Origin of the sequence: Pectobacterium sp. S5, assembly GCF_051707265.1 — a bacterium.
GTDB classification, from domain to species: domain Bacteria; phylum Pseudomonadota; class Gammaproteobacteria; order Enterobacterales; family Enterobacteriaceae; genus Pectobacterium; species Pectobacterium polare.
This window is the reverse complement of record NZ_JAULSZ010000002.1, coordinates 434,624-456,185: the sequence shown is the minus strand read 5'-3', so window position 1 is coordinate 456,185 and position 21,562 is coordinate 434,624. Positions and strand designations below refer to the sequence as shown.

Sequence of the window (21,562 nt, the reverse complement as noted above, 5' to 3'; positions counted from 1 at the left end):
GATATGACGGGGATATTCCCTATCGTGTGGGAAAGCGATCACACCCTAAGGAGCAGTCATGTACTACGGTTTTGACATGGGCGGCACGAAAATTGAGCTGGGCGTGTTCGACGCAGAGTTGAATAAGGTGTGGCAAAAGCGGGTGCCGACGCCGCGCAATAATTATGATGATCTACTCTCGACGCTGGTCAATCTGGTGCATGAAGCCGATGCTCAGGTTGGTATGCAGGGGAAGGTCGGTCTCGGCGTACCGGGCATGGAGACAGGCAACGACGGTGCACTATTCACCGCTAACCTGCCTGCGACGATGAGAAAACCGCTGCGTACGGATTTGTCGCAGCGTTTGCAGCGAGATATCCGCATCAGTAACGACGCTAATTGCTTTGTGCTATCGGAAGCTTGGGATGCGGAATTTCGTTCCTATCCTATCGTGCTGGGCATGATTTTAGGCACGGGGTTAGGCGGTGGTCTGGTGATTAACGGGCGTCCAGTTGACGGGCGCAACGGCATCGCGGGTGAGTTCGGTCATCTTCGCCTGCCGTCCGACGCGCTGGATATCATCGGTGTGGATATTCCCCGCGTGAAGTGCGGCTGTGGTCAATCAGGCTGTATCGAGAATTATATTTCCGGGCGCGGTTTTGAATGGCTGTACGAGCATCTGTATGGTGAAGCGCTGCCTGCTGTGACCATCATCCGGCACTATCGTGGTGGAGAAGAAAAAGCGCAAGCGTTTGTCGATCGCTTTATGGATTTGTTGGCGGCCTGTCTGGGTAATCTGCTGACCCTGTTCGATCCGCACCTGCTGGTGTTGGGCGGTGGACTGTCGAATTTTGATGAAATTTATCAAATTCTGCCGACGCGCCTTCCTTCACGACTTTTACCGATTGCGAAACTGCCACGTATAGAGAAAGCGCGTCATGGCGATGCGGGCGGCGTACGTGGTGCGGCGTTGCTACACTTAATGGATAACTAGCTGGAGAAAGTATGTATACGCGTCAACGATTAGGGCGGTTTCATAAGGGAAAGCGTATGCGGCAACAGCGTCTTCGTGCGCGTATTTTCCATCGTGATTATCTGGCAGCAAGCGAAGTGAAAAAACCGCGCGTGGTGATACTGACGGGCGCAGGTATTTCAGCAGAGTCGGGCATCCGTACCTTTCGTGCGGCCGATGGCCTGTGGGAAGAGCACCGCGTTGAGGATGTTGCGACGCCCGAAGGCTTTCAGCGTAACCCCGAGCTGGTGCAGGAATTTTATAACGCCCGTCGTCGTCAGCTACAGCAGCCGGAAATTGTACCCAATGCTGCGCATCTGGCATTAGCGAATCTGGAAGCGATGCTGGAAGACAACTTCCTGCTGATTACGCAAAACATCGACAACCTGCATGAACGTGCTGGCAGCAAGCGCATCATTCATATGCACGGTGAGCTACTGAAAGTACGTTGTAGCCAAAGTGGACAGATCTTTGAATGGACGGACGATCTCGCCGCCGGCGAACGTTGCCACTGCTGCCAATTTCCCGCACCGTTACGCCCGCATGTGGTGTGGTTTGGTGAAATGCCGCTGCACATGGATAAGATTTACCATGCGCTGTCGCAGGCCGATTACTTCATTGCGATTGGCACGTCTGGGCATGTCTATCCTGCTGCCGGTTTTGTCCATGAGGCTCATTCGCACGGTGCCTACACGCTGGAACTGAATCTGGAGCCGAGTCAGGTAGAAAGCCAGTTTGATGAAAAAATGTACGGACCCGCCAGCGCCGTGGTGCCCGAGTTTGTCGCTGCCTGGTTGACGCGCGGTCAAAGCATTAAATTTTAAGCGCCCGCAAAAAGAGAAAGCGTCATGAATCGTATGAGGATGGCGTTTTCTCTTGCCGATCGTTGCCGCAGCAACATTCATCAAGCTGATCGAACGGCAACATCGCAGCGTGGTTAAAGAAACAATATTCACTCTCGCTACAGCGAGCATGTGCAGCGGTTTCTGTCGGCGAGTCCACTGGCGGCTGTTGGCTGTCATGGCGTGACGATGTTCCATGATGTGACCGTGTTCCATGAAGCGATAAGGTTCGTCGGAAAAAGCCTAGCATAGCGTTACCCTCACAGTATCTCACCACGATATGAATGAGATAATTATGTTAATGAGAGCTATTCTCATCAATGTAAGCTAAGCCTAGTTGATAATGTGATGATGCGGGAATGACAATTGTCAAAAAGTATATCCAAAATTGTTCTATCCCCCGTTGTGCTTGAATCAACAAAGGCTTAGATCGATCAGAATGTCCGTCGGGCCTCTGCCGCCAGCGCTTTCAGATAATTCAAATCGCACAATTCCACCTGATGACCCCGGTAGGTAATGTGGCCTTGCCGCTTCCAGTCGGACATCAATCGACTCAATGTTTCACTTCGCATCCCTAATGACGTCGCGAGCTGGCCCCGACTCACCGGTAATGTCAGTTGCTGAGTTTGCTGAATGTGGTGCTGGCGCAGCAGGTAATCTGCCAGACGCTGCGGTGCTGAGCTGGACGTTAGCCAGTCGATTTGGTTGATCGTCGAGTAGAGCTTTTTGCCCAGATAATTAAGCAAACGCAGCGCCAGCTCCGGGCGCTGCAAACAAAACTGATGGATATCCTGCCGTGGGATCATCAGCGTGTGACCCTCGCTCTGCGCGCGGATATTCATCGGGAAGCGGCCGTGATCCATAAACACCGCAGCGATGGCAACAAATTCACCGCGCTCAAACTGCCCGAAAATCTTCTCATCGCCGCCATAGGTATGGCGAAAAGCCTGTAATTTTCCTGCTTCAACCAGCAAACAGTGCTGCATTTTGTCGCCTTCGCGAAACAGAACATCATCCTGACGGAAAAACAGACGCTCGCTTTTTGCCAATAGCTCACACACCACATCGTTGGGTTCACCGCGCATCCAGTCATGCTGAAACAGCACCTCGCCGTATTCATCGGGCGATAGCGCTTTTTTGACAAATGTCATTTGCCCTCCCAGAGGCTGGTATTACCATCAAGCTAGTAAATGAAAATAATAATCACTTGCATGAATTCAGCAAGCAAAATCACGGCGCGCTGAATCGAGAATAGCGGAGAGTTTCCATGAAAGAAAATACCCTTCCAGCGGCACAGGCGCTGGTTCTCCATGAATTGATTACCCCAACCGAACACGGTATTGCCAGTCGCGTGTTGGCCCGTACCGACGGCGGTAATGTCACGCTGTTTGCCTTCGATCAGGGGCAGGGGCTGAGCGAACATAGTGCCCCTTATGATGCACTGGTTATGGTACTTGAAGGTGAATTATTGCTGACGATTGGTGGTGAGCCCGTTGTCGCGCAGCCCGGCACGCTGGTGCGTATGCCAGCCAATGTTCCGCATGCTGTCGATGCGCAGCAGTCGTCACGTATGTTGCTGACGATGTTGAAGACGCTAAAAACCAACTAAGCGCCACCACAGTAGACGCTAAACGGCTACCGCGATAACACCGAATTAAGGAGTGACAGTATGAGCGATCATGAAGCAGGACATAAATTTTTAGCCCGATTGGGGAAAAAACGTCTGCGCCCCGGCGGCAGAAAGGCAACTGAATGGCTGCTCAGTCAGGCTGGGTTCCAGCAGGACAGCGTTGTGCTTGAAGTCGCCTGTAATATGGGCACCACGGCGATGGAGATTGCACGCCGTTTTGGCTGTCAGGTCATCGGCGCGGATATGGATAAAGTGGCGCTACAGAAAGCGCAGGAGAATGTCGCGGCGAACGGCTTGGCATCACAGGTCACGATTATGCAGGCAAATGCGCTGGAGCTGCCGTTTCCCGATAATCACTTCGACGTGGTGATTAATGAAGCCATGTTGACGATGTATGCCGACAAAGCCAAGAGCCGCATTATTGCCGAATATTATCGCGTGCTGAAACCGGGTGGTCGCTTGATTACGCACGACATCATGCTGCTTTCCGAGAAGGATACCGGGGCCTTGCAGGCGGTGGAACAGATGCACAAAGCGATCAATGTGCATGCTCAGCCAATGCTGCGTGAGCGCTGGGTGACGCTGTTTCAGGAGTGTGGTTTTAGCAAAGTCAGCTACGATAACGGTGCCATGACGCTGCTGACGCCACAAGGGCTGATTTATGATGAAGGCGTAGCGGGTGCGGCGCGCATCGTAAAAAACGCGCTGAAGAAAGAGAATCGCGACATGTTCTTCAACATGTTTCATACCTTCCGCCGCAATCGAAACCAGCTTAACTATATTGCGGTATGCAGTACCAAGTAGTGGCCGCATTCATTTTGATTGCGTCGCGGTAACAAGGAAAAAGCGTGTAAGGCAGGCGAAATCGTTTAACATACGTGACAATACGTTATCTTAACTGCGCTTTTTTATTGCGCTGGATTCCTTGTTACGGTGAACAATGCAGCCATTATCGCCGGGTGATATCCCGCTAAAGCACGCGACGCAGTTACCTCATTACAGCCAGCTAAAGCAACAGCAGTGCAGACGCGATCGTCGGAGTCTGGCACTGCTGTTGGCGTTTCTCGCACTTACGTTGATCGTCAGCCTGTGCGCGGGGGAACGTTGGATTTGGCCGACGGCCTGGCTGGATGACGCTCAGCAGCTCTTTGTCTGGCAGTTGCGTTTGCCCAGAACGCTGGCTGTGATGCTGGTGGGGGCGAGTCTGGCGATGTCAGGCACCGTGATGCAGGCCGTTTTTGATAATCCGCTGGCGGAACCCGGGCTGCTGGGCGTCGCCAATGGTGCAGGCGTGGCCTTAGTGTTGACGGTACTGCTGGGACAGGGATTGCTGCCTGTCTGGATGTTAAGCCTGAGCGCCATTGCTGGCGCGCTGCTGATTACCTTTCTGTTACTCCATTTTGCCCGTCGTCATATTTCCAATACCCGTTTATTGCTCATCGGCATTGCGCTCGGGATTATCTGTAGCGCGGTGATGACCTGGGCCGTCTATTTCAGTACCAGCCTCGATTTACGCCAACTGATGTACTGGATGATGGGCGGCTTTAGCGGCATTGACTGGCGGCACGGCTGGTTGATGTTGACGCTCTTGCCGCTGTTGCTGTGGCTAAGCCGGCAGGGCGCGGTACTGAACGGGTTGACGCTGGGCGAGATTCAGGCGCGTCAACTAGGCATTCCGGTCTATCGCTGGCGTACGATTCTCGTGCTGGTTATGGGCGTACAGGTCGGGCTGAGCGTGGCGCTGGCCGGCATCATCGCGTTTATTGGCTTGGTGATCCCACACATGTTGCGGCTGTGCGGGCTGACCGATCAACGCTATTTACTGACTGGATGTGCGCTGGCCGGCGGCGGCGTTCTGCTGCTGGCGGATACGGTCGCGCGCATTGCGCTGAGTTCAGCCGAGTTGCCGATAGGCGTGGTTACCGCTACGCTGGGATCGCCATGGTTTATCTGGCTACTATTGCGCAATCGACTGTAGCGATATGTCTTGTTCTATCCACTTTTGTTTATCAACTCTGTTTTATCACTGAAGGGAGCAAAACGATGAGCACTGAAATCTATGCTATTCCGCTGACCACCATTGATGGGAAAGCAACAACGTTTGAAACGTTTAAAGGGCAGGTGGCTTTAGTCGTTAACGTCGCCTCTCAATGCGGCCTGACTAAACAATACGACGCGTTGGAAAAGCTCTACGAAACCTATCGCGACAAAGGTCTGGTCGTGCTGGGATTCCCCTCCAATGAATTTGCAGGACAGGAACCGGGCTCGGAAGAAGAGATTCAGGAATTCTGCCGTGGGACGTTTGGCGTTCAGTTCCCGATGTTCAGCAAGATTGAAGTCAATGGCGAGAATCGTCACCCGCTGTACCAAGTGTTGATTCGCGAGCAGCCGGAAGCTAACGGGACCTGGAAAAGTGACTTTTTTGCCCGTTTGGTCAATAAAGGCCGTAAGCCTAAGAACCCGGAAGACATTCTGTGGAATTTCGAAAAATTCCTGGTGGATCGCGAAGGGCGCGTGATTGATCGTTTTGCGCCGGATATGGCACCTGACCATGACACCATCGTGAAAGCGATCGAAGAGGCGCTGGCAAAATAAGTGACGCAGCAGACTTCCCCCATATTACAGCTGTTGCAGGCCAGCGTCTTGCCGCGTTTGTCGCCGACGAGTGCGGAGTGCTATCGTGGTGAACTGTTGCACATCATCGGCCCGAACGGCGCAGGCAAGAGTACTCTGCTGGCAAGAGCGGCTGGCTTGCTGGCGGGGGAAGGAGAAGTCTGTCTGGCCGGCACGCCGCTGTCGCAGTATACGGCAGCGGATCTGGCCGTGCGGCGCGCCTATCTGGCACAGCAGCAACCACCGCTGGCGCTGATGCCGGTATTTCAGTATTGGCAACGGCATCAGCCGCCGCTGGCTCAGGAAGATGCGGTTGAAAAGGTGGTGCATTTTCTGGCGGAACGTCTGATGTTAACCGACAAGCTGGCGCGCCCGCTCACGCAACTGTCGGGAGGCGAATGGCAGCGCGTTCGGCTAGTGGCGGCGCTGTTGCAGATTTGGCCGACGATCAATCCGCACGCGCGTTTGTTGCTGCTGGACGAACCGACCAATAGCCTGGATGTGGCTCAGCAGGTAGCACTGGATTCGTTACTGAGTGAGCTCTGTGGTTTGGGCATCGTGGTCGTGGTTTGCGCACACGATCTGAACCACAGCGCCCATCATGCGGATCGCGTGTGGCTGCTGTCGGCTGGGGCGTTGGTGGCGCAGGGCGAGACGGCGGAAGTCATGCTGCCGGAGATACTGTCTCCTGTATTTGGTGTCGCGTTTCAGCGGCACGTGGTCGATGGCAGAAACTGGATCATCACGCGCAGCGCCTAGTGCCGCCAGAAAATGGCGTCGTTAGAAAATAGGAAAAATCGCCTTTACTTGCCAGTTACCCCGATTAAACGCTAAATTAATCCAATACCTAGCATTTTCAAACGCTAGAGGACGATGGCCTCGGCGGTTTTATGGTAATCGCGCATGATACGTTTACGATCAGCTTTGCCCCTACGATATGGTTTGCTCCTCGCCAGCCTGATTTTGGTCGGCTGTAGCAGTAGTCGGCATAATAATCCGCCGCCGAACGCGCGTCTGAGCGATTCGATTATGGTCATGGTGCAGCTAAACGACCAACTGGGGCAATGGTATAGAACGCCTTATCGCTATGGTGGGCTGGATCGTAACGGCGTTGATTGTTCCGGCTTCGTCTACCTGACGTTTCGCGATAGGTTTGGCATGCAGTTGCCGCGTACTACGGAAGCACAAACCGAACTGGGCGAGCGCGTTGACCGCGATAACCTGTTGCCGGGCGATTTAGTCTTTTTCAAAACGGGCAGCGGCAGCAGTGGCCTGCACGTCGGCATTTATGACAAAGACGACCAGTTTATTCATGCCTCCACCAGTCAGGGCGTAATCCGCTCATCGCTGGATAACGTGTACTGGAAACGGGCGTACTGGCAGGCCCGCCGCATCTAATCCCCCCCCCCTTTTTATTATGCTTACAGCACGGAGCTGCTCATGTCCTCTCTGCGTTTATTGATCTCTGGCTCTTACGATCCCTGGTTTAATCTGGCCGTTGAGGAGTGCATCTTTCGCCAGATGCCTACCACGCAGCGGGTACTGTTTTTATGGCGCAATGCGGAAACTGTAGTCATTGGCCGTGCCCAGAACCCGTGGAAAGAGTGCAATACGCGGCGGATGGAAGAGGATGGCATCAAGCTGGCACGACGCAGCAGCGGTGGTGGGGCGGTCTTCCACGATCTCGGCAATACCTGCTTTACCTTCATGGCGGGCAAGCCGGAATACGACAAAAGCGTCTCAACGCAGATTGTTCTGGATGCACTCAGTTCGCTGGGGTTAAAGGCTAGCGCCTCGGGGCGTAACGATCTGGTGGTGGAAACCGCGGACGGCGTGCGCAAGGTGTCCGGTTCTGCCTACCGTGAAACTAAAGATCGCGGTTTTCATCACGGCACGCTGCTGCTGAACGCCGATCTCAGCCGCTTAGCCGATTATTTGAACCCGGATGTTAAGAAGCTACAGGCAAAAGGAATTACGTCCGTGCGTTCCCGCGTCGCCAATCTGATGGAATTGCTGCCTTCTGTCGATCATCAGGTTATTAGTCAGGCGGTGACGCAGGCCTTCTTTGACTATTTCGGCGAACAGTGCGAACCGGAAATAATTTCGCCTTCTGCCTACCCGGATTTACCGGGATTCAGCGAACAGTTTGCGCGTCAAAGTAGCTGGGAGTGGAACTTCGGTCAGGCACCGGACTTCTCGCATTTACTCGATAATCGCTTTACCTGGGGCGGCGTTGAATTACATTTCGATGTGGAACGCGGCGTGATTGTTCGTGCGCAGATTTATACCGATAGCCTGAATCCGGCACCGTTAGAAGCACTCGCCTCCGCATTGCAGGGAACGGCATACCGCCCGGAAAACATGGCGGCCGCTTGTCAGACACTGATTACCGCTTTCCCCGAACAGCAAAACGAATTGCAGGAACTGGCCGATTGGCTGGAGCAGAGTTTGCGCTAATACGGCAGAACGGTATTTTTAGGAATAAATAGCACAACTATTAGAATCAGGGGATATGCGTTGAAGAAGACACTACTGACCGCGCTGCTATTAACAATCACGACGGCAACCTACGCCAATGATGGTTTCATCAAGGGCTTAGATGACCAACTGACGGCTTGTACTAACAAGGCTGAAAACACGTTAGCGACAAATGACTGCTTCAACATCGGCCTGAAGGCATGGGATACCGAGTTAAACAAGCAATACAAGTTACTCTTAGCTGACCAATCAGAAGAATTCAAAGCCAATTTGAAGAAGTCACAGGTTGCCTGGATCAAGTACCGCGATTCATACCTTGAAGCCATGCGGAGCTTCTATATGCAGCAAGACGGTACAATTTGGGGGATTGTCATGTCAGATGCTAAGTTACGTGTGACACGCGATAAAGCCATTGAGCTATATAAGCTACGCACCAGTACCGATCTGGAAGGGTGAAGGTTAAAACGATCAGAATGATTCGTTTTATTATCGAGTTCGGTGACCGCCAGAGCGGTCACGTTTAATAGAGAGGTAATGACACAGAATTATTTACAGAATATTAATTTCCTAATTAACATTTACCTGTGACATCAGCAACCCAAACCGTTACGGTATTCATTTCCGGGGTGTCATGATATTCAAGGGTTTCTGTGAGTAGCAATTTATTATCCTTAGTAATTAGCCATTGCTCCAAAGTCGTCATTCCTAATGCAGTGCTGTTTCCCACAAATGCATTTTTAGCAATAACTTCATACGCTATAGTCATATCAAAAGCGGATGAATTATCCTGTTTAATCTTGACCTTATCCCCAGTTATATCAATGTAAACGTTTCCTTTGCTGGCTCTGCTATTTTCTATAAATTGATATTTTGATCCATGCGAGGCGGTGTAACCTTTAAAGTCACCATTTACGATCCAGCATTGGGCATAAGATGACATAGAGAGCAACATCGAACATATAAATAAAAATCCTTTCATCATTGATTCCTTAAGTTGTTTAAAATCGACAGCATTATATATAAAAAAGCTAACTAATAAGGTGATTAAATGAGAAATCAATAATTTAGTACCTAACTCGGGAGTGAAGATGCTTCCTGAATCAGGGCGTGAATAATACCCCTGCGTTTCCTCCGTGTTAATTCGATTGCCATCCCTCTACACTTTCTGTTTACCCATCAGTCGTTGTGTGGTGAGCGCGTGGCTCTCTTCACTTGAACAGAGTGGTATTAGGGAGACAGGATGCAACAAACACCGTTATTCAATAATCACTATTTTCACCAGTTGCCGGGGTTTTATACCGCGCTACAGCCTACGCCGCTACATGGCGCTCGCCTGCTTTATCACAGCGAGGGATTGGCCGCGGAGCTTGGGCTGTCTTCCGACTGGTTTACGCCAGAACAGGATGCCGTCTGGAGTGGCGAGCGTTTGCTGCCGGGAATGGAACCGCTGGCGCAGGTTTATAGCGGCCATCAGTTTGGCATGTGGGCTGGTCAACTGGGTGACGGACGCGGCATCCTGCTGGGAGAACAACAGCTGGCGGATGGCCGCAGTATGGACTGGCATCTCAAAGGTGCGGGGCTGACGCCGTATTCGCGCATGGGAGACGGTCGCGCGGTACTGCGCTCGGCGATACGCGAATTTCTGGCTTCGGAAGCGATGCACCATTTGGGCATTCCCACCACGCGGGCGCTGACGATTGTCACCAGTACACATCCGGTCCAGCGTGAGCAGGAAGAAAAGGGCGCGATGCTGTTGCGCGTGGCGGAAAGCCATGTGCGTTTTGGTCATTTTGAGCACTTCTACTATCGCCGTGAACCGGAAAAAGTACGTCAATTGGCGGAGTATGTGATTGCCCGTCACTGGCCACAGTGGGAAAACGACGAGCGTCGCTATGAACTGTGGTTCGGCGATGTGGTAGAACGTACCGCCCGGCTGATTACACACTGGCAGGCCGTCGGGTTTGCGCATGGCGTAATGAATACGGACAACATGTCGATTCTGGGGCTAACCATCGACTATGGCCCTTATGGCTTTTTAGATGCCTATCAGCCCGATTTCATTTGCAATCACTCCGACCATCGCGGGCGCTACGCGTTTGACAATCAGCCCGCCGTGGGGCTGTGGAATCTGCATCGTCTGGCGCAGGCGCTGTCGGGGCTGATGGACACGGAAACGCTGGAGCGCGCGCTTGCCCGCTATGAACCGGCGCTGATGCAGCACTATGGCACGCTGATGCGCGCCAAACTGGGTCTCTTTACCGCGAGTACGGAAGATAATGACGTGCTGGTTGGGTTGTTGCGTCTGATGCAGCAGGAAGGCAGCGATTACACCCGTACGTTCCGCCTGCTGGCAGACAGCGAAAAGCAGGCATCGCACTCGCCGCTCCGTGATGAGTTCATCGACAGGACCGCGTTCGATAGCTGGTTTGCGACCTACCGCCAGAGGCTGATGCAGGAAGATCAGAGCGACGAAGAACGTCGCCAGTTGATGAATGCAACGAATCCGAAATATATTCTGCGTAATTATCTGGCGCAAATGGCGATTGAACGGGCGGAAAGCGACGACATTAGCGTGCTGACGCGTTTGCATCAGACGCTGTGCCAACCGTTTGATGAACAGCCGGAGAAGAACGATTTAGCGGCGTTACCGCCAGAGTGGGGCAAGCATCTGGAAATTTCCTGCTCCAGCTGAGCCGGAGCAGGGGGGACTTGGCTATTGCCGCAGATAAACCTGCGGAATGGTGTAGTCAGGGTGTGAACCGACGCTGAGATCGGCGCGATACCAGTGAGTCAGCGTGTCTGCCTGTAATACCTGTGCGGGTGTGCCTTGTGCGACCAGCTTTCCTTCGTGCAACAGCAGAATACGGTCGGCATACAGCGCCGCCAGATTCAGGTCGTGCAGGACGCAGCACACAGATAACGGCTGTCCGCGCGTAAGCTGCTTGAGCAGCCGCAAGAGGTGCTGCTGATGGTACAGATCCAGCGCCGAGGTCGGTTCATCGAGGAACAACCAACCCGGCGTCGGTTCTGGATGCCACAGCTGCGCCAGCACGCGAGCCAGTTGCACGCGCTGCTGTTCCCCGCCGGAAAGCTGGCGATAGTCGCGCGTAGCCAGTTCCAGACAGCCCGTTTGCGCCATGACCTGCTGAATCACATCATCATTTTTCGGGTAGCGACCATGAGGGGAACGCCCCATCGCAACGACATCCCGTACGCTAAACGCAAACGCCATACCGCTATGTTGACGCATCACCGCACGTGTTTTTGCCAGCGCGCCGGGCTGCCAGTGTGAGAAAGGCTGTCCGGCCAACAGGCACTCGCCTTCATCTGGCGTTAAATAACCGGTCAGTAAACGGAGCAGGGTCGATTTCCCCGCGCCGTTAGGGCCGATAATCGCGACGATTTCCCCGCTGTGCAATTCCAGAGAAACGTCATCCGTCAGATAACGGCCGTTGGCCTGAAAGCGTAGATGGCGTGCGACTAACGTCCGGTCGAGCGCTGAGTCAGTCATTGCCCCGTCCTTTATGCTGAACGATCAGCCATAAGAAATACGGCCCGCCAATCAGGCTACTTAACAGCCCCACGGGCATTTCCGCCGGAGCAAGCAGCGTGCGTGCCAGCGTGTCGGCAAACAACAGCAGACAGGCACCGCCGAGGATAGAACCGGGAATGAGCCAGCGATGGTCAGCTCCTAGATGCAAGCGTATCAGGTGCGGGATAATAAGCCCGACGAACCCGATCACGCCGCTCACCGCCACCGCGACACCTACCAGCAGCGAACTGAGCAACAACAGAATGTGCTTGGTGCGCTTCACGTTGACGCCAAGGTAATGCGCTTCTTCATCCCCTAACTGCAACAGGTTCAGACGACGTGCATAGTACAGCGTCGCGATCATCGCAGGGATGGTCAGCGTGCTGGCAACCAGCAGCATTGGCCACTGTGCCTGCCCGAGACTGCCCATGCCCCAGAGCGAAAACTGGCGCAGCTGTTGGTCGGTGCTGATGTAGGTCAGGACGCCGATTAGCGCGATACACAGCGCATTGAGCGCGATGCCTGCCAGCAGCAGCCGGGTTAACCCACCTTGTTCGGAACGGCTGAGGATGAAAATGATCGCGGTAATAGCCAGACTCCCCGCGAAAGCGGCGAACATCGGGCCATAAAGCGCTAGCAGAGGGGGAAGGCCGAGTGGCAGCACGATAGTTATCGCGACGCAGAGTGCGGCACCGCTGCTGATCCCAAGCAGACCGGGATCGGCGAGCGGATTGCGAAATAATCCCTGCATAATCGCGCCGGAACAGGCCAGCGCACCGCCGACGAGGATCGCCAGCAGCACACGAGGAACGCGGATGTTCAACCAGATATGCCAGATCGGATCGTCAAGCGGCGTTTGCCATAACATCTTGAGCGATAGGGTCAGTGCGCCCATGTTGGCGGCACCCACCATCAGTGCCACCATCAATAACAACAGCGCGATCAACCACGTGCGTGGGTGAAACCGTGACGTCATTTTATCGCTTCAGCTGTCTGACGCAGCGTCGCCATAAGCGTCGGGGTGTCGAGCGTAAAACCCAGCATCGCCATATCATCGACCACTAACAGACGCTTGTTCTTGCCAGCAGGCGTCAGTTCCAGACCGGGTAATTTCCAGACTTGTGCTTCACCGCCCAGCGTTTTCAGCCCCTGGCTGGAGATCAGAATCAGGTCCGGTGAGCTGGCAATCACGCCTTCCTGCGACAACGGCTGGTAACGTTCAACGTTCTGCATGGCATTCTTCAACCCGGCGTGGCGGATAATGGTGTCCGCCGGGGTGTTTTTGCCTGCTGCCATTGCGGTCATGCCGCCGTGGCTGAGAACGAACAGCACGTTCACCGGCAGCGGTGACGTTTTGACGGCTGCTAACTGCTGCTGATAGGTTTCTGTCAGCTTTTTACCTTCAGTGTCTTTACCCAGCGCTTGTGCAATGACGCCGATTTTCTGCGGCACCACATCCAGCGAAGGCTGAGCAGGAACGTGAATCACTTTGGTACCGCTGTCCGCCACCTGCTGCAAGATGAGCGAAGGTTGGGACAAATCGCTGGCGACCACCAGAGATGGTTTCATCGCCAGAATGCCTTCGGTATTGAGTTGGCGCATGTAGCCCACGTCAGGCAGTTTCTTCACGGCTTCCGGGTGCAGGCTGGTGCTGTCGCGTGCCACCAGATCTTTCTCCGCGCCCAGCGCATAGATAATTTCCGTGACGTCGCCGCCGATAGAAACGATACGCTCGGCAGCAGACACCCCCAGCGGGAGTGTCAATAGCAGGGGGAATAGCCAGTTTTTCATGCGGCGAGATCCTTGTATGGTTTCAGAGCATCAACCTGGTCGCGCCACTGCTGTTGTTCCGGCGTGCCTTCAGTACGTTGCCCAAAGAGTTGTGCAATTTGAGAGCCGTCTGCGGCATAGAGTTCGAGGCTGGTCACAATGCCGTCGGCCGTCGGTTTACGCGTGATCCAGCTTTCTGCGATCGCGCCTTCGATCAGATGCAGGGTGAAATCTTTATTAAAGATGTTAATCCACTCTGCATGTTGTTCCATACGCTCTACACGCTCAAGCGTACCGGTGAAGATTTGCACACAGCCACGGTTACCGACAAATACCATGATCTCGTTCTGATCTTCACGCGCGGCAAACAGAATCTGCGACAGCGCATCGTTATCTACACGGTAGGCCAAATCGTCAGCAACCGAGTTAAACGCCTGCTGGCGCGTCAGGTTATGGCGCTTGAGCAGAATGAAGAAATCATGCACGTCCGTCATCGCACGCCATTCCGCTTCAAGCTGAGGATTATGGGCAACAACCTGCTCGGCTGCTGCGCTGTTTGCTGGACGAAGCGCCAAGGCTGGATTTTCGCTGCTGGTAAACTTCTCAACAAATAACTGCCAGGCGGCCATGTCCGTGGTGTCAGTTGTGTAGACCTTCAGGATGGCATCACCCTGATGATCGAAAAATTGAATGCTCTGACGCTCACCGCGTGCGGTGTTTTCACGCATCGCAAAAGCGGAAGCCCATTGAGAAAGGAACAAACGCAGATCCAGCTCGCGTGGGTTGAGGATAAGGCCGGCATGCCCATCAAGCGTCTGGTTCTGATAGTAACCAGTATGCTCATGCACGGCGTATTCGTTACGTGTGATCGACTTGGTATTACCAACCTGCTCCAGCGCGCTTAACCAAACTTTGGCATCACCCTGTAGGCGCTGCGCATCGTGTCCGACACGGGCGTGGGTCAGTTCCGCTTCGCTGATGCCGAGTTGCGCAGCCAAATCGCGTGCGTATTTACGCGGATGTTCAACTTTCGCCTGGAGGTATTGTTGGTAAATGGACGTCTGCATCTCGTTCGTTCCCTTAATCGTTGTCGTATTAATTATAGCAATGAATGAGAATCATTTTCATGTAACAAAAACGCAACCTCAAGTGAAGTTTTCTTAATAAGTGGAATAAGAGGAATCGTAAGAGGTATTTACGTACTGCAGTTACATACGACGAGATAGCGGGATAAGCAGCGGGAAAGCAGGAAAACAGCTGGCACACTACCGGGGGAAGGTGAGTGTGCCAGCGTATATCGGATTAAAAACGGCTGTCGACGGCGTCCGCCAGACGTGCCAGCAGCGTTTCGGTGTCCTGCCAGCTCAGGCAAGGATCGGTAATGGATTGCCCATACGTCAATGCCAGAGGATTGATCGCTGGCTGATTGCCTTCAATTAAGAAACTCTCCGCCATGATGCCCACGATAGCGCGTGAACCGGCACGAATTTGCTGGCAGATATCATCGGCTACGTCGAGCTGACGGCGATGCTGTTTCTGACAGTTGGCATGACTGAAATCGATCACCAGATGCTCGGGCAACGAGAATTCACGCAGGTGAGCGCAGGCCGCGGCGATATCTTCCGCGTGGTAATTCGGCTTTTTCCCGCCACGCATAATAATGTGGCCGAACGGATTGCCCTGCGTTTTGTAGACCGACATGAAGCCCTGCTTATCCGGCGAGAGAAACATATGCTGGGCGCGAGCGGCACGAATGGCATCAACGGCGATACGTGTATTACCGTCCGTCCCGTTCTTGAAGCCGACAGGGCAGGACAGCGCAGAAGCCATTTCGCGGTGGATCTGGCTTTCGGTGGTTCTCGCGCCAATCGCACCCCAGCTAATGAGGTCGGCGATATACTGGCCGGTGACCATATCGAGGAATTCCGTCGCGGTCGGCAATCCAAGCTGATTGACGTCCAGCAGCAGGCGGCGCGCAATTTCCAGCCCTTCATTCACCTGAAACGTTCCATTGAGTGCCGGATCGGAAATAAGTCCCTTCCAGCCCACCACCGTGCGCGGTTTTTCAAAATAGGTGCGCATGACGATTTCTAGTCGATCCTGATACTGCGTGCGCAGCGCGGCCAGACGGCGTGCATAATCTAACGCGCTGTCGGTGTCATGGATCGAACAGGGGCCAATCACGACGAGCAGGCGGGGATCTTGACCGGTTAGAATGGCTTCAATGTTTTTGCGTGACGAGGTGACATTTTCGGCAACGGCAGGGGTAATCGGGAGTCTGGCGAGTAACGTTTGAGGCGTAACCAGACTCTCGATGCGCGCGCTCCGCAGTTCATCTGTTTGCAGCATGTTTTATCTCTGAATGCGGTCAAGCCGAAAACCTGCCGCCACCGCAATGAATGAACATGACGGTGTTTTCAGACAGCGTTTTCAGGCTATGTTTCCGACTAAAAGGTTGCTTCGCAGCGGCGAAATGCCGGGAAGTGATGGAGCACACAATAAACGAACTGGCGCACATTACAACCGCATCAGGATAAAAAATATCTCATGTACTAGTACATTCTTCGACTCATGCCGAGAATGTCGATGATTTTGGCGGAAATTTCCTCAACGGAATAATTGGTGGTATTGAGATATTTAATCTGGTGTTTGCGAAATAGCGCTTCAACTTCACTAAGTTCCATGCGGCACTGGCGCAACGAAGCATAGCGACTGTTGCCCCGGCGCTCTTCCCGAATGGCCGCCAGCCGTTCGGCATCAATGGTGAGCCCGAATAGCTTGTGCTGGAAAGGTTTCAACGCGTCGGGCAGGCGCAGGTTATCCATATCATCAGCAACAAAAGGATAGTTGGCGGCGCGAATGCCAAATTGCATCGCCAGATACAGGCTGGTCGGCGTCTTGCCGCAGCGCGACACGCCCAGCAGAATAACCTGTGCCTGATCGAGATTGCGCAGCGAGATGCCGTCATCGTGCGCCAGCGTATAGTCGATGGCGGCAATACGAGCGTCGTATTTGCTCAGGTTATTGGCCGTTAAACCGTGGGTGCGGTTGGCAATCGGTGTCGGTGGCGTGTTCAATTCTTCCTGCAAGGGAGCAACCAGCGCCTGTACGATATCCTGGCAAAACCCTTCGCTGCTGGTAATAATGTTACGCACGGTCGGCGTGACGATGGAATAAAACACCAGCGGTCGCACACCGGTTTGCTGATACAGCGTATTGATTTGCTCACACACGGCTTTGGCGCGCGCTTCACTTTCCACGAAAGGTAAGGTATAGCTAACCGTGTTCACAGGGAACTGGGACAGCACCGCATGGCCCAGTACTTCTGCCGTAATGGCCGTACCGTCCGAGACATAAAATACGCTTCTTTCCACATAACCCCCTGTTGATATTTTAGACAACCCGAACACGTTAACCTCGTCAAAAATTGCGTTTCAAGAATACTTTTATTAAAACGCCATTTCATTATCTTCATGATAAAGAATGCTAATCTTCTACGATATTGGATTTTTACCGCGTTAAGCAATCATTCGCCGTGAAATCAGTTTTTTTTCATAGGTTGATCGATTCACCTGTCCATGTTCATCAAAACGCTATGCTAACCTGATTGCGTTGAGGCGATTCTCAACCGAACTCTTTCATACCCTAATTGTATGCAGAAAGGATTATTTTCGATGTCCAATAACGGCCCTGATTTGCGTAATGTCCTTTGGTATAACCAGCTCGGTATGCACGACGTTGAAAGGGTGGGAGGTAAAAATGCCTCTCTGGGTGAAATGATCACCAACCTTTCAGGATTGGGCGTAGCCGTTCCCAACGGCTTTGCGACAACGGCGCAGGCGTTTAATGATTTTCTTAATCAAAGCGGGATTAACCAGCGCATTTATGAGCTGCTCGATCGCACCGACATTGACGATCTGAGCCAGCTGTCGAGCGCTGGTACGCAGATCCGCCAGTGGATTATTGATACGCCTTTCCAGCCAGAGCTGGAGCAGGCAATCAGTGACGCCTACCAGCAACTGGCTGACGGTGAGAAAGACGCCTCGTTTGCCGTGCGTTCTTCCGCCACGGCAGAAGATATGCCGGATGCGTCCTTTGCCGGTCAACAGGAAACCTTCCTGAACGTGCAGGGCATTGATGCGGTGATGGTGGCCGTGAAGCACGTATTTGCATCGCTGTTTAACGATCGTGCGATCTCCTATCGTGTACATCAGGGGTATGACCACCGTGGCGTGGCGCTGTCGGCGGGTGTGCAGCGCATGGTGCGGTCCGATCTGGCCTCTGCGGGCGTGATGTTTACCATTGATACCGAATCCGGTTTTGATCAGGTAGTGTTCATTACGTCGGCTTACGGCTTGGGTGAAATGGTGGTGCAAGGCGCGGTGAACCCAGACGAGTTCTATGTTCACAAACCGACGTTGCAGAACAACAAACCTGCAATTGTGCGCCGTAATATGGGATCGAAAAAAGTCCGTATGGTGTATGCCGCGAGCCAGGAACATGGCAAGCAGGTACGGATTGAAGATGTGCCAACAGAACAAACGACGCGTTTCAGCCTGACGGATGATGAAGTGCAGGCGCTGGCGCGTCAGGCACTGCTGATTGAAAAACACTACGGCCGTCCGATGGACATCGAGTGGGCGAAAGATGGTCATACCGGCAAGCTTTATATTGTGCAGGCGCGCCCAGAAACGGTTCGTTCTAACGGTCAGGTGATGGAACGTTACCACCTGCCAGCTAGCGGCACGGTGCTGGTGGAAGGCCGTGCGATCGGCCACCGCATCGGTGCGGGTGAAGTGAAAGTGATTCAGGACATCAGCGAGATGCACCTGATCAACGCAGGCGATGTGCTGGTAACCGACATGACCGACCCAGACTGGGAACCGATCATGAAGAAAGCGGCGGCGATTGTCACCAATCGCGGTGGACGTACCTGTCACGCGGCGATTATCGCACGCGAGTTGGGCATTCCGGCCGTCGTGGGCTGCGGCGATGCAACCGAGCGTTTGCGCAAAGGGCAGAAAGTGACCGTTTCCTGTGCGGAAGGCGACACGGGCTACGTGTATCAGGATCTGCTGGACTTCTCCGTGAAGAGTTCACAGATTGATGAAATGCCAGCACTGCCGCTGAAAATCATGATGAACGTGGGTAACCCTGACCGCGCATTTGATTTTGCCTGCCTGCCAAACGATGGCGTCGGTCTGGCACGTCTGGAATTCATCATCAACCGCATGATTGGCGTGCACCCGCGTGCGCTGCTGGAATTCGATCAGCAAGCCCCTGAAGTGCAACGTGAAATCAAAACGCTGATGCAGGGCTTCGACGACCCGGTGGAGTTCTACGTCGGTCGCCTGACGGAAGGAATCGCGACGCTGGCAGCCGCATTCTCACCAAAGCGTGTCATCGTCCGCCTGTCCGATTTTAAATCCAACGAGTACGCCAATCTGGTCGGTGGCGAGCGCTATGAGCCAGAAGAAGAGAACCCGATGCTGGGCTTCCGCGGTGCGGGTCGCTACGTGTCGCCGGACTTCAAAGCCTGTTTTGCGCTGGAATGCGAAGCCGTCAAACGCGTGCGTAACGTGATGGGCTTGAAGAACGTCGAGATCATGATCCCGTTCGTTCGTACCGTGGCACAAGCGGAAGCGGTGGTGGCTGAACTGGCGAATCAAGGTTTGCGCCGTGGCGAAGACGGTCTGAAAATCATCATGATGTGCGAAATTCCGTCCAACGCGCTGTTGGCCGATGAATTCCTGCAACACTTTGATGGCTTCTCTATCGGCTCAAACGACATGACACAGCTTGCGCTAGGTCTGGATCGTGATTCCGGCGTGGTATCGTCGCTGTTTGATGAACGTAACGATGCGGTGAAGGCGCTGCTGTCGATGGCGATCAAGGCCGCCAAGAAACAGGGCAAATACGTCGGTATCTGCGGTCAAGGTCCGTCAGATCACGAAGATTTCGCGATCTGGCTGATGGAGCAGGGCATCGATAGCCTGTCGCTTAACCCGGACACCGTGGTGCAAACCTGGCTGAATCTGGCTGAGCACAAGTAATCAGTACTGTGAATGCCTGATGTGTGTAGCCATCAGGCATTCAGACTGTTGAAACCGTATTTACGGAATGAGAACGGTGGTAATGGAATAGAAGAGTAAAGCGTTTGCGCCATGGATGGCGCAACCCGAGCGTACAGGGACGTATTCACAGCGTCTTTACGATCTATCCATTACCACCGCTCGGCCGCCGCCGATCGCAAGCCGTGCTGAAAATCACGGTGCCGCAATCAGGAAGGATTTAAACTGTGGTGTCATCACCGCGCTAAAGCCCTTATCCGTTTTGGTAATCAGATAAACCGCTAGCCCCTGCTGTTCTGCCAGTTTCAACGCCTTCTCTGTTCCCAACACCATCAAACCGGTATCCCAGCCATCCGCTTCCAGCGCGGTTGGTGCAATCACGGTTGCAGAAACCAGCTGATGAGTAATCGGTCTACCCGTCTCGGGATCGATAACGTGCGAATAGCGCTTGCTGTCCTCTTCAAAATAATTCCGATAGCTGCCGGATGTGCTGATTGCATAACCCTGCAAATTCACCGCCGCCTGTGCCGCATTTTCCTGATCCGTGGGTTTCTGAATCGCCACACGCCACGGCGTACCCTCGGCGTTCACCCCACGGCTGGAAACCGCGCCACCGACGGAAACCAGATAATTGGTGATCCCTTTACGTGTCATTAGCTGCGCGAGAACGTCGGCGCCGTATCCTTCGCCCAGTGTGGAGAGATCGACATACAAACCTGGGAGATCTTTCTGAATCCATTCTCCCTTTTCGTCACCGATCAGTTTCAGGTGACGCAGCCCGACATTTTGCCGCGCTACATCGATCTGCTGTTGGCTGGGGATCCGTGTCGGCTGCTTATGCGGGCCGAATCCCCAAAGATTAACCAACGGGCCGACGGTGATATCCATCGCACCGTGCGTGGCTTTACCGATACGCAGCGCGGCCAGAATGATATCTGCCATGCCATTGCTGATGGGCTGGGGATCCGTTCCTCGGTACTGGTTAAAACGCGACAGGACTGAATCGTCACGGTAGGTAGAAATATCGTCATTGGCCTGCTCCAGCAGGACATCGATTTCCCGTTGCAGCTGCGTTTTGTCTTCGGTGACGTCGCCGCTAATTTTTACGCTGTAAAACGTCCCCATGGTTTTGCCTTCAATGGTCAACAAAGGCCGCTGTGTCGTAGGCGTTGGGTTATCGCAGGCTGTCAGAAGGCTGAATAAGCCACAGAGTAGCACTCTCTTCGCGGCAAGAGGCATCATGAAAAACTCCTGAAAAACTGAACTAAGGGTAGGCAGACAGGAGAGTAACAAAAAAGGGATGAAGCGTAATTGAATGGAAGACAAATGAAAGGAAAAAAAAGGCCCATCTCAGGGGATGGGCAAAGACTACACACAGCAATTCGTTACTAACTCTGACGAGGAGGAAACCTCATTGACAAACAGTAGGTTAATACTAGCTCCGGTATTTATCCTATGGATTATGCCCTATTCAGTCATTAAGAATCATCCTAATAGTTAATTATCTTTTAAGAATTGGCTTCTCGGAGTTTTTACATTGTCAATAATATTGATGCATTAGAGAAATGATATCAAAATTTTTAGGACTAATCCCTAGGAATAGAGGGTTAATCATTAGCTATTTTTACCTATTGA

At 53.3% G+C, this 21,562-nt stretch carries 21 protein-coding genes and 1 other RNA gene; 12 read left to right on the top strand and 10 right to left on the bottom strand.

Annotation, left to right across the window (positions count from 1 at the left end; all coding sequences use genetic code 11):
• The first annotated feature begins 58 nt into the window (after positions 1–58).
• Positions 59–973 (top strand): N-acetylglucosamine kinase, encoded by a 915-nt coding sequence (gene nagK / locus QWJ20_RS11620; protein WP_095699851.1) that lies wholly within the window; start codon positions 59–61, stop codon positions 971–973.
• Positions 974–984: 11 nt separating this feature from the next.
• Positions 985–1,815: a Sir2 family NAD+-dependent deacetylase gene (gene cobB / locus QWJ20_RS11615; RefSeq protein WP_119888676.1), complete on the top strand. Its 831-nt coding sequence runs from the start codon at positions 985–987 to the stop codon at positions 1,813–1,815.
• 452 nt (positions 1,816–2,267) lie between these two features.
• Here the strand turns inward: cobB and QWJ20_RS11610 are convergent, their stop codons facing one another.
• Positions 2,268–2,984 (bottom strand): Crp/Fnr family transcriptional regulator, encoded by a 717-nt coding sequence (locus QWJ20_RS11610; protein ID WP_174877915.1) that lies wholly within the window; start codon positions 2,982–2,984, stop codon positions 2,268–2,270.
• Positions 2,985–3,100: 116 nt separating this feature from the next.
• Between QWJ20_RS11610 and QWJ20_RS11605 the strand changes: the two genes are divergently transcribed.
• The 8 genes from QWJ20_RS11605 (at position 3,101) to QWJ20_RS11570 (ending at position 9,010) form a co-directional block, all read left to right on the top strand.
• Complete coding sequence (locus tag QWJ20_RS11605) at positions 3,101–3,442, top strand: cupin domain-containing protein (protein ID WP_095699847.1); 342 nt, start codon at positions 3,101–3,103, stop codon at positions 3,440–3,442.
• Positions 3,443–3,502: 60 nt separating this feature from the next.
• Positions 3,503–4,267, top strand: a complete 765-nt coding sequence (locus tag QWJ20_RS11600) for a class I SAM-dependent methyltransferase (protein ID WP_095699846.1) — start codon at positions 3,503–3,505, stop codon at positions 4,265–4,267.
• A gap of 136 nt (positions 4,268–4,403) precedes the next feature.
• Positions 4,404–5,441 carry a vitamin B12 ABC transporter permease BtuC gene (btuC, locus tag QWJ20_RS11595; RefSeq protein WP_433992589.1) on the top strand — a complete coding sequence of 346 codons (1,038 nt, stop codon included), beginning with the start codon at positions 4,404–4,406 and terminating at the stop codon, positions 5,439–5,441.
• A gap of 65 nt (positions 5,442–5,506) precedes the next feature.
• Positions 5,507–6,058: a glutathione peroxidase gene (locus QWJ20_RS11590; RefSeq protein ID WP_433992588.1), complete on the top strand. Its 552-nt coding sequence runs from the start codon at positions 5,507–5,509 to the stop codon at positions 6,056–6,058.
• On the top strand, positions 6,059–6,835 hold the full coding sequence (gene btuD, locus QWJ20_RS11585) for a vitamin B12 ABC transporter ATP-binding protein BtuD (protein WP_433992587.1): 777 nt from the start codon (positions 6,059–6,061) through the stop codon (positions 6,833–6,835). It abuts the gene before it with no gap.
• A gap of 144 nt (positions 6,836–6,979) precedes the next feature.
• The gene (locus tag QWJ20_RS11580) at positions 6,980–7,474 is read left to right on the top strand and encodes a C40 family peptidase (protein ID WP_095699842.1); all 495 of its coding nucleotides are present in this window, start codon (positions 6,980–6,982) and stop codon (positions 7,472–7,474) included.
• A 42-nt stretch (positions 7,475–7,516) separates the two neighbouring features.
• Positions 7,517–8,533, top strand: coding sequence for a lipoate--protein ligase A (locus tag QWJ20_RS11575; protein WP_433992586.1), 1,017 nt, complete (start codon positions 7,517–7,519; stop codon positions 8,531–8,533).
• Positions 8,534–8,593: 60 nt separating this feature from the next.
• Entirely contained in the window at positions 8,594–9,010 is a 417-nt protein-coding gene (locus QWJ20_RS11570; RefSeq protein WP_181374413.1) for a lysozyme inhibitor LprI family protein, read from the top strand.
• A 115-nt stretch (positions 9,011–9,125) separates the two neighbouring features.
• Here QWJ20_RS11570 and QWJ20_RS11565 read toward each other — a convergent pair whose 3' ends face one another.
• Positions 9,126–9,536 carry a hypothetical protein gene (locus tag QWJ20_RS11565; RefSeq protein ID WP_233967125.1) on the bottom strand — a complete coding sequence of 137 codons (411 nt, stop codon included), beginning with the start codon at positions 9,534–9,536 and terminating at the stop codon, positions 9,126–9,128.
• A 258-nt stretch (positions 9,537–9,794) separates the two neighbouring features.
• Here QWJ20_RS11565 and QWJ20_RS11560 point away from each other — a divergent pair, with 258 nt between their 5' ends.
• The gene (locus QWJ20_RS11560; protein ID WP_262251987.1) at positions 9,795–11,246 is read left to right on the top strand and encodes a protein adenylyltransferase SelO; all 1,452 of its coding nucleotides are present in this window, start codon (positions 9,795–9,797) and stop codon (positions 11,244–11,246) included.
• A gap of 21 nt (positions 11,247–11,267) precedes the next feature.
• On the opposite strand, the gene QWJ20_RS11555 is transcribed toward QWJ20_RS11560, so the two are convergent.
• The 6 genes from QWJ20_RS11555 to ppsR form a co-directional block, all read right to left on the bottom strand.
• Positions 11,268–12,065 (bottom strand): heme ABC transporter ATP-binding protein, encoded by a 798-nt coding sequence (locus QWJ20_RS11555; protein WP_433992585.1) that lies wholly within the window; start codon positions 12,063–12,065, stop codon positions 11,268–11,270.
• Complete coding sequence (locus QWJ20_RS11550; protein ID WP_095699838.1) at positions 12,058–13,062, bottom strand: FecCD family ABC transporter permease; 1,005 nt, start codon at positions 13,060–13,062, stop codon at positions 12,058–12,060. The genes QWJ20_RS11555 and QWJ20_RS11550 overlap by 8 nt, the downstream gene beginning before the upstream one ends.
• Positions 13,059–13,877, bottom strand: a complete 819-nt coding sequence (locus QWJ20_RS11545) for a heme/hemin ABC transporter substrate-binding protein (protein WP_433992584.1) — start codon at positions 13,875–13,877, stop codon at positions 13,059–13,061. The genes QWJ20_RS11550 and QWJ20_RS11545 overlap by 4 nt, the downstream gene beginning before the upstream one ends.
• Complete coding sequence (locus tag QWJ20_RS11540) at positions 13,874–14,923, bottom strand: hemin-degrading factor (RefSeq protein WP_111778494.1); 1,050 nt, start codon at positions 14,921–14,923, stop codon at positions 13,874–13,876. Before QWJ20_RS11540 ends, QWJ20_RS11545 begins: the two co-directional genes overlap by 4 nt.
• 235 nt (positions 14,924–15,158) lie before the next feature.
• A complete protein-coding gene (locus tag QWJ20_RS11535; RefSeq protein ID WP_433992583.1) occupies positions 15,159–16,205 on the bottom strand; it encodes a 3-deoxy-7-phosphoheptulonate synthase in 1,047 nt (348 codons plus the stop codon).
• A gap of 203 nt (positions 16,206–16,408) precedes the next feature.
• Positions 16,409–17,230 carry a posphoenolpyruvate synthetase regulatory kinase/phosphorylase PpsR gene (gene ppsR, locus QWJ20_RS11530; protein WP_095699834.1) on the bottom strand — a complete coding sequence of 274 codons (822 nt, stop codon included), beginning with the start codon at positions 17,228–17,230 and terminating at the stop codon, positions 16,409–16,411.
• Between the two features lie 300 nt (positions 17,231–17,530).
• Between ppsR and ppsA the strand changes: the two genes are divergently transcribed.
• A complete protein-coding gene (gene ppsA / locus QWJ20_RS11525; RefSeq protein WP_275209411.1) occupies positions 17,531–19,909 on the top strand; it encodes a phosphoenolpyruvate synthase in 2,379 nt (792 codons plus the stop codon).
• Between the two features lie 213 nt (positions 19,910–20,122).
• On the opposite strand, the gene apbE is transcribed toward ppsA, so the two are convergent.
• Positions 20,123–21,169 (bottom strand): FAD:protein FMN transferase ApbE, encoded by a 1,047-nt coding sequence (gene apbE, locus QWJ20_RS11520; RefSeq protein ID WP_174865373.1) that lies wholly within the window; start codon positions 21,167–21,169, stop codon positions 20,123–20,125.
• A gap of 91 nt (positions 21,170–21,260) precedes the next feature.
• Positions 21,261–21,372: antisense sRNA RprA (gene rprA / locus QWJ20_RS11515), an RNA gene on the bottom strand.
• Between the last annotated feature and the right edge of the window lie 190 nt (positions 21,373–21,562).

What these genes read in the sequence shown, in the direction of transcription:
- QWJ20_RS11545 (WP_433992584.1), bottom strand. Translation starts at nt 13,877, where the DNA reads ATGAAAAACTGGCTATTCCCCCTGCTATTGACACTCCCGCTGGGGGTG.
- QWJ20_RS11605 (WP_095699847.1), top strand. Translation starts at nt 3,101, where the DNA reads ATGAAAGAAAATACCCTTCCAGCGGCACAGGCGCTGGTTCTCCATGAA.
- nagK (WP_095699851.1), top strand. Translation starts at nt 59, where the DNA reads ATGTACTACGGTTTTGACATGGGCGGCACGAAAATTGAGCTGGGCGTG.
- QWJ20_RS11580 (WP_095699842.1), top strand. Translation starts at nt 6,980, where the DNA reads ATGATACGTTTACGATCAGCTTTGCCCCTACGATATGGTTTGCTCCTC.
- QWJ20_RS11550 (WP_095699838.1), bottom strand. Translation starts at nt 13,062, where the DNA reads ATGACGTCACGGTTTCACCCACGCACGTGGTTGATCGCGCTGTTGTTA.
- QWJ20_RS11575 (WP_433992586.1), top strand. Translation starts at nt 7,517, where the DNA reads ATGTCCTCTCTGCGTTTATTGATCTCTGGCTCTTACGATCCCTGGTTT.
- btuC (WP_433992589.1), top strand. Translation starts at nt 4,404, where the DNA reads ATGCAGCCATTATCGCCGGGTGATATCCCGCTAAAGCACGCGACGCAG.
- QWJ20_RS11600 (WP_095699846.1), top strand. Translation starts at nt 3,503, where the DNA reads ATGAGCGATCATGAAGCAGGACATAAATTTTTAGCCCGATTGGGGAAA.
- QWJ20_RS11590 (WP_433992588.1), top strand. Translation starts at nt 5,507, where the DNA reads ATGAGCACTGAAATCTATGCTATTCCGCTGACCACCATTGATGGGAAA.
- cobB (WP_119888676.1), top strand. Translation starts at nt 985, where the DNA reads ATGTATACGCGTCAACGATTAGGGCGGTTTCATAAGGGAAAGCGTATG.
- QWJ20_RS11555 (WP_433992585.1), bottom strand. Translation starts at nt 12,065, where the DNA reads ATGACTGACTCAGCGCTCGACCGGACGTTAGTCGCACGCCATCTACGC.
- apbE (WP_174865373.1), bottom strand. Translation starts at nt 21,169, where the DNA reads ATGATGCCTCTTGCCGCGAAGAGAGTGCTACTCTGTGGCTTATTCAGC.
- QWJ20_RS11565 (WP_233967125.1), bottom strand. Translation starts at nt 9,536, where the DNA reads ATGATGAAAGGATTTTTATTTATATGTTCGATGTTGCTCTCTATGTCA.
- QWJ20_RS11540 (WP_111778494.1), bottom strand. Translation starts at nt 14,923, where the DNA reads ATGCAGACGTCCATTTACCAACAATACCTCCAGGCGAAAGTTGAACAT.
- QWJ20_RS11535 (WP_433992583.1), bottom strand. Translation starts at nt 16,205, where the DNA reads ATGCTGCAAACAGATGAACTGCGGAGCGCGCGCATCGAGAGTCTGGTT.
- ppsA (WP_275209411.1), top strand. Translation starts at nt 17,531, where the DNA reads ATGTCCAATAACGGCCCTGATTTGCGTAATGTCCTTTGGTATAACCAG.
- QWJ20_RS11610 (WP_174877915.1), bottom strand. Translation starts at nt 2,984, where the DNA reads ATGACATTTGTCAAAAAAGCGCTATCGCCCGATGAATACGGCGAGGTG.
- QWJ20_RS11560 (WP_262251987.1), top strand. Translation starts at nt 9,795, where the DNA reads ATGCAACAAACACCGTTATTCAATAATCACTATTTTCACCAGTTGCCG.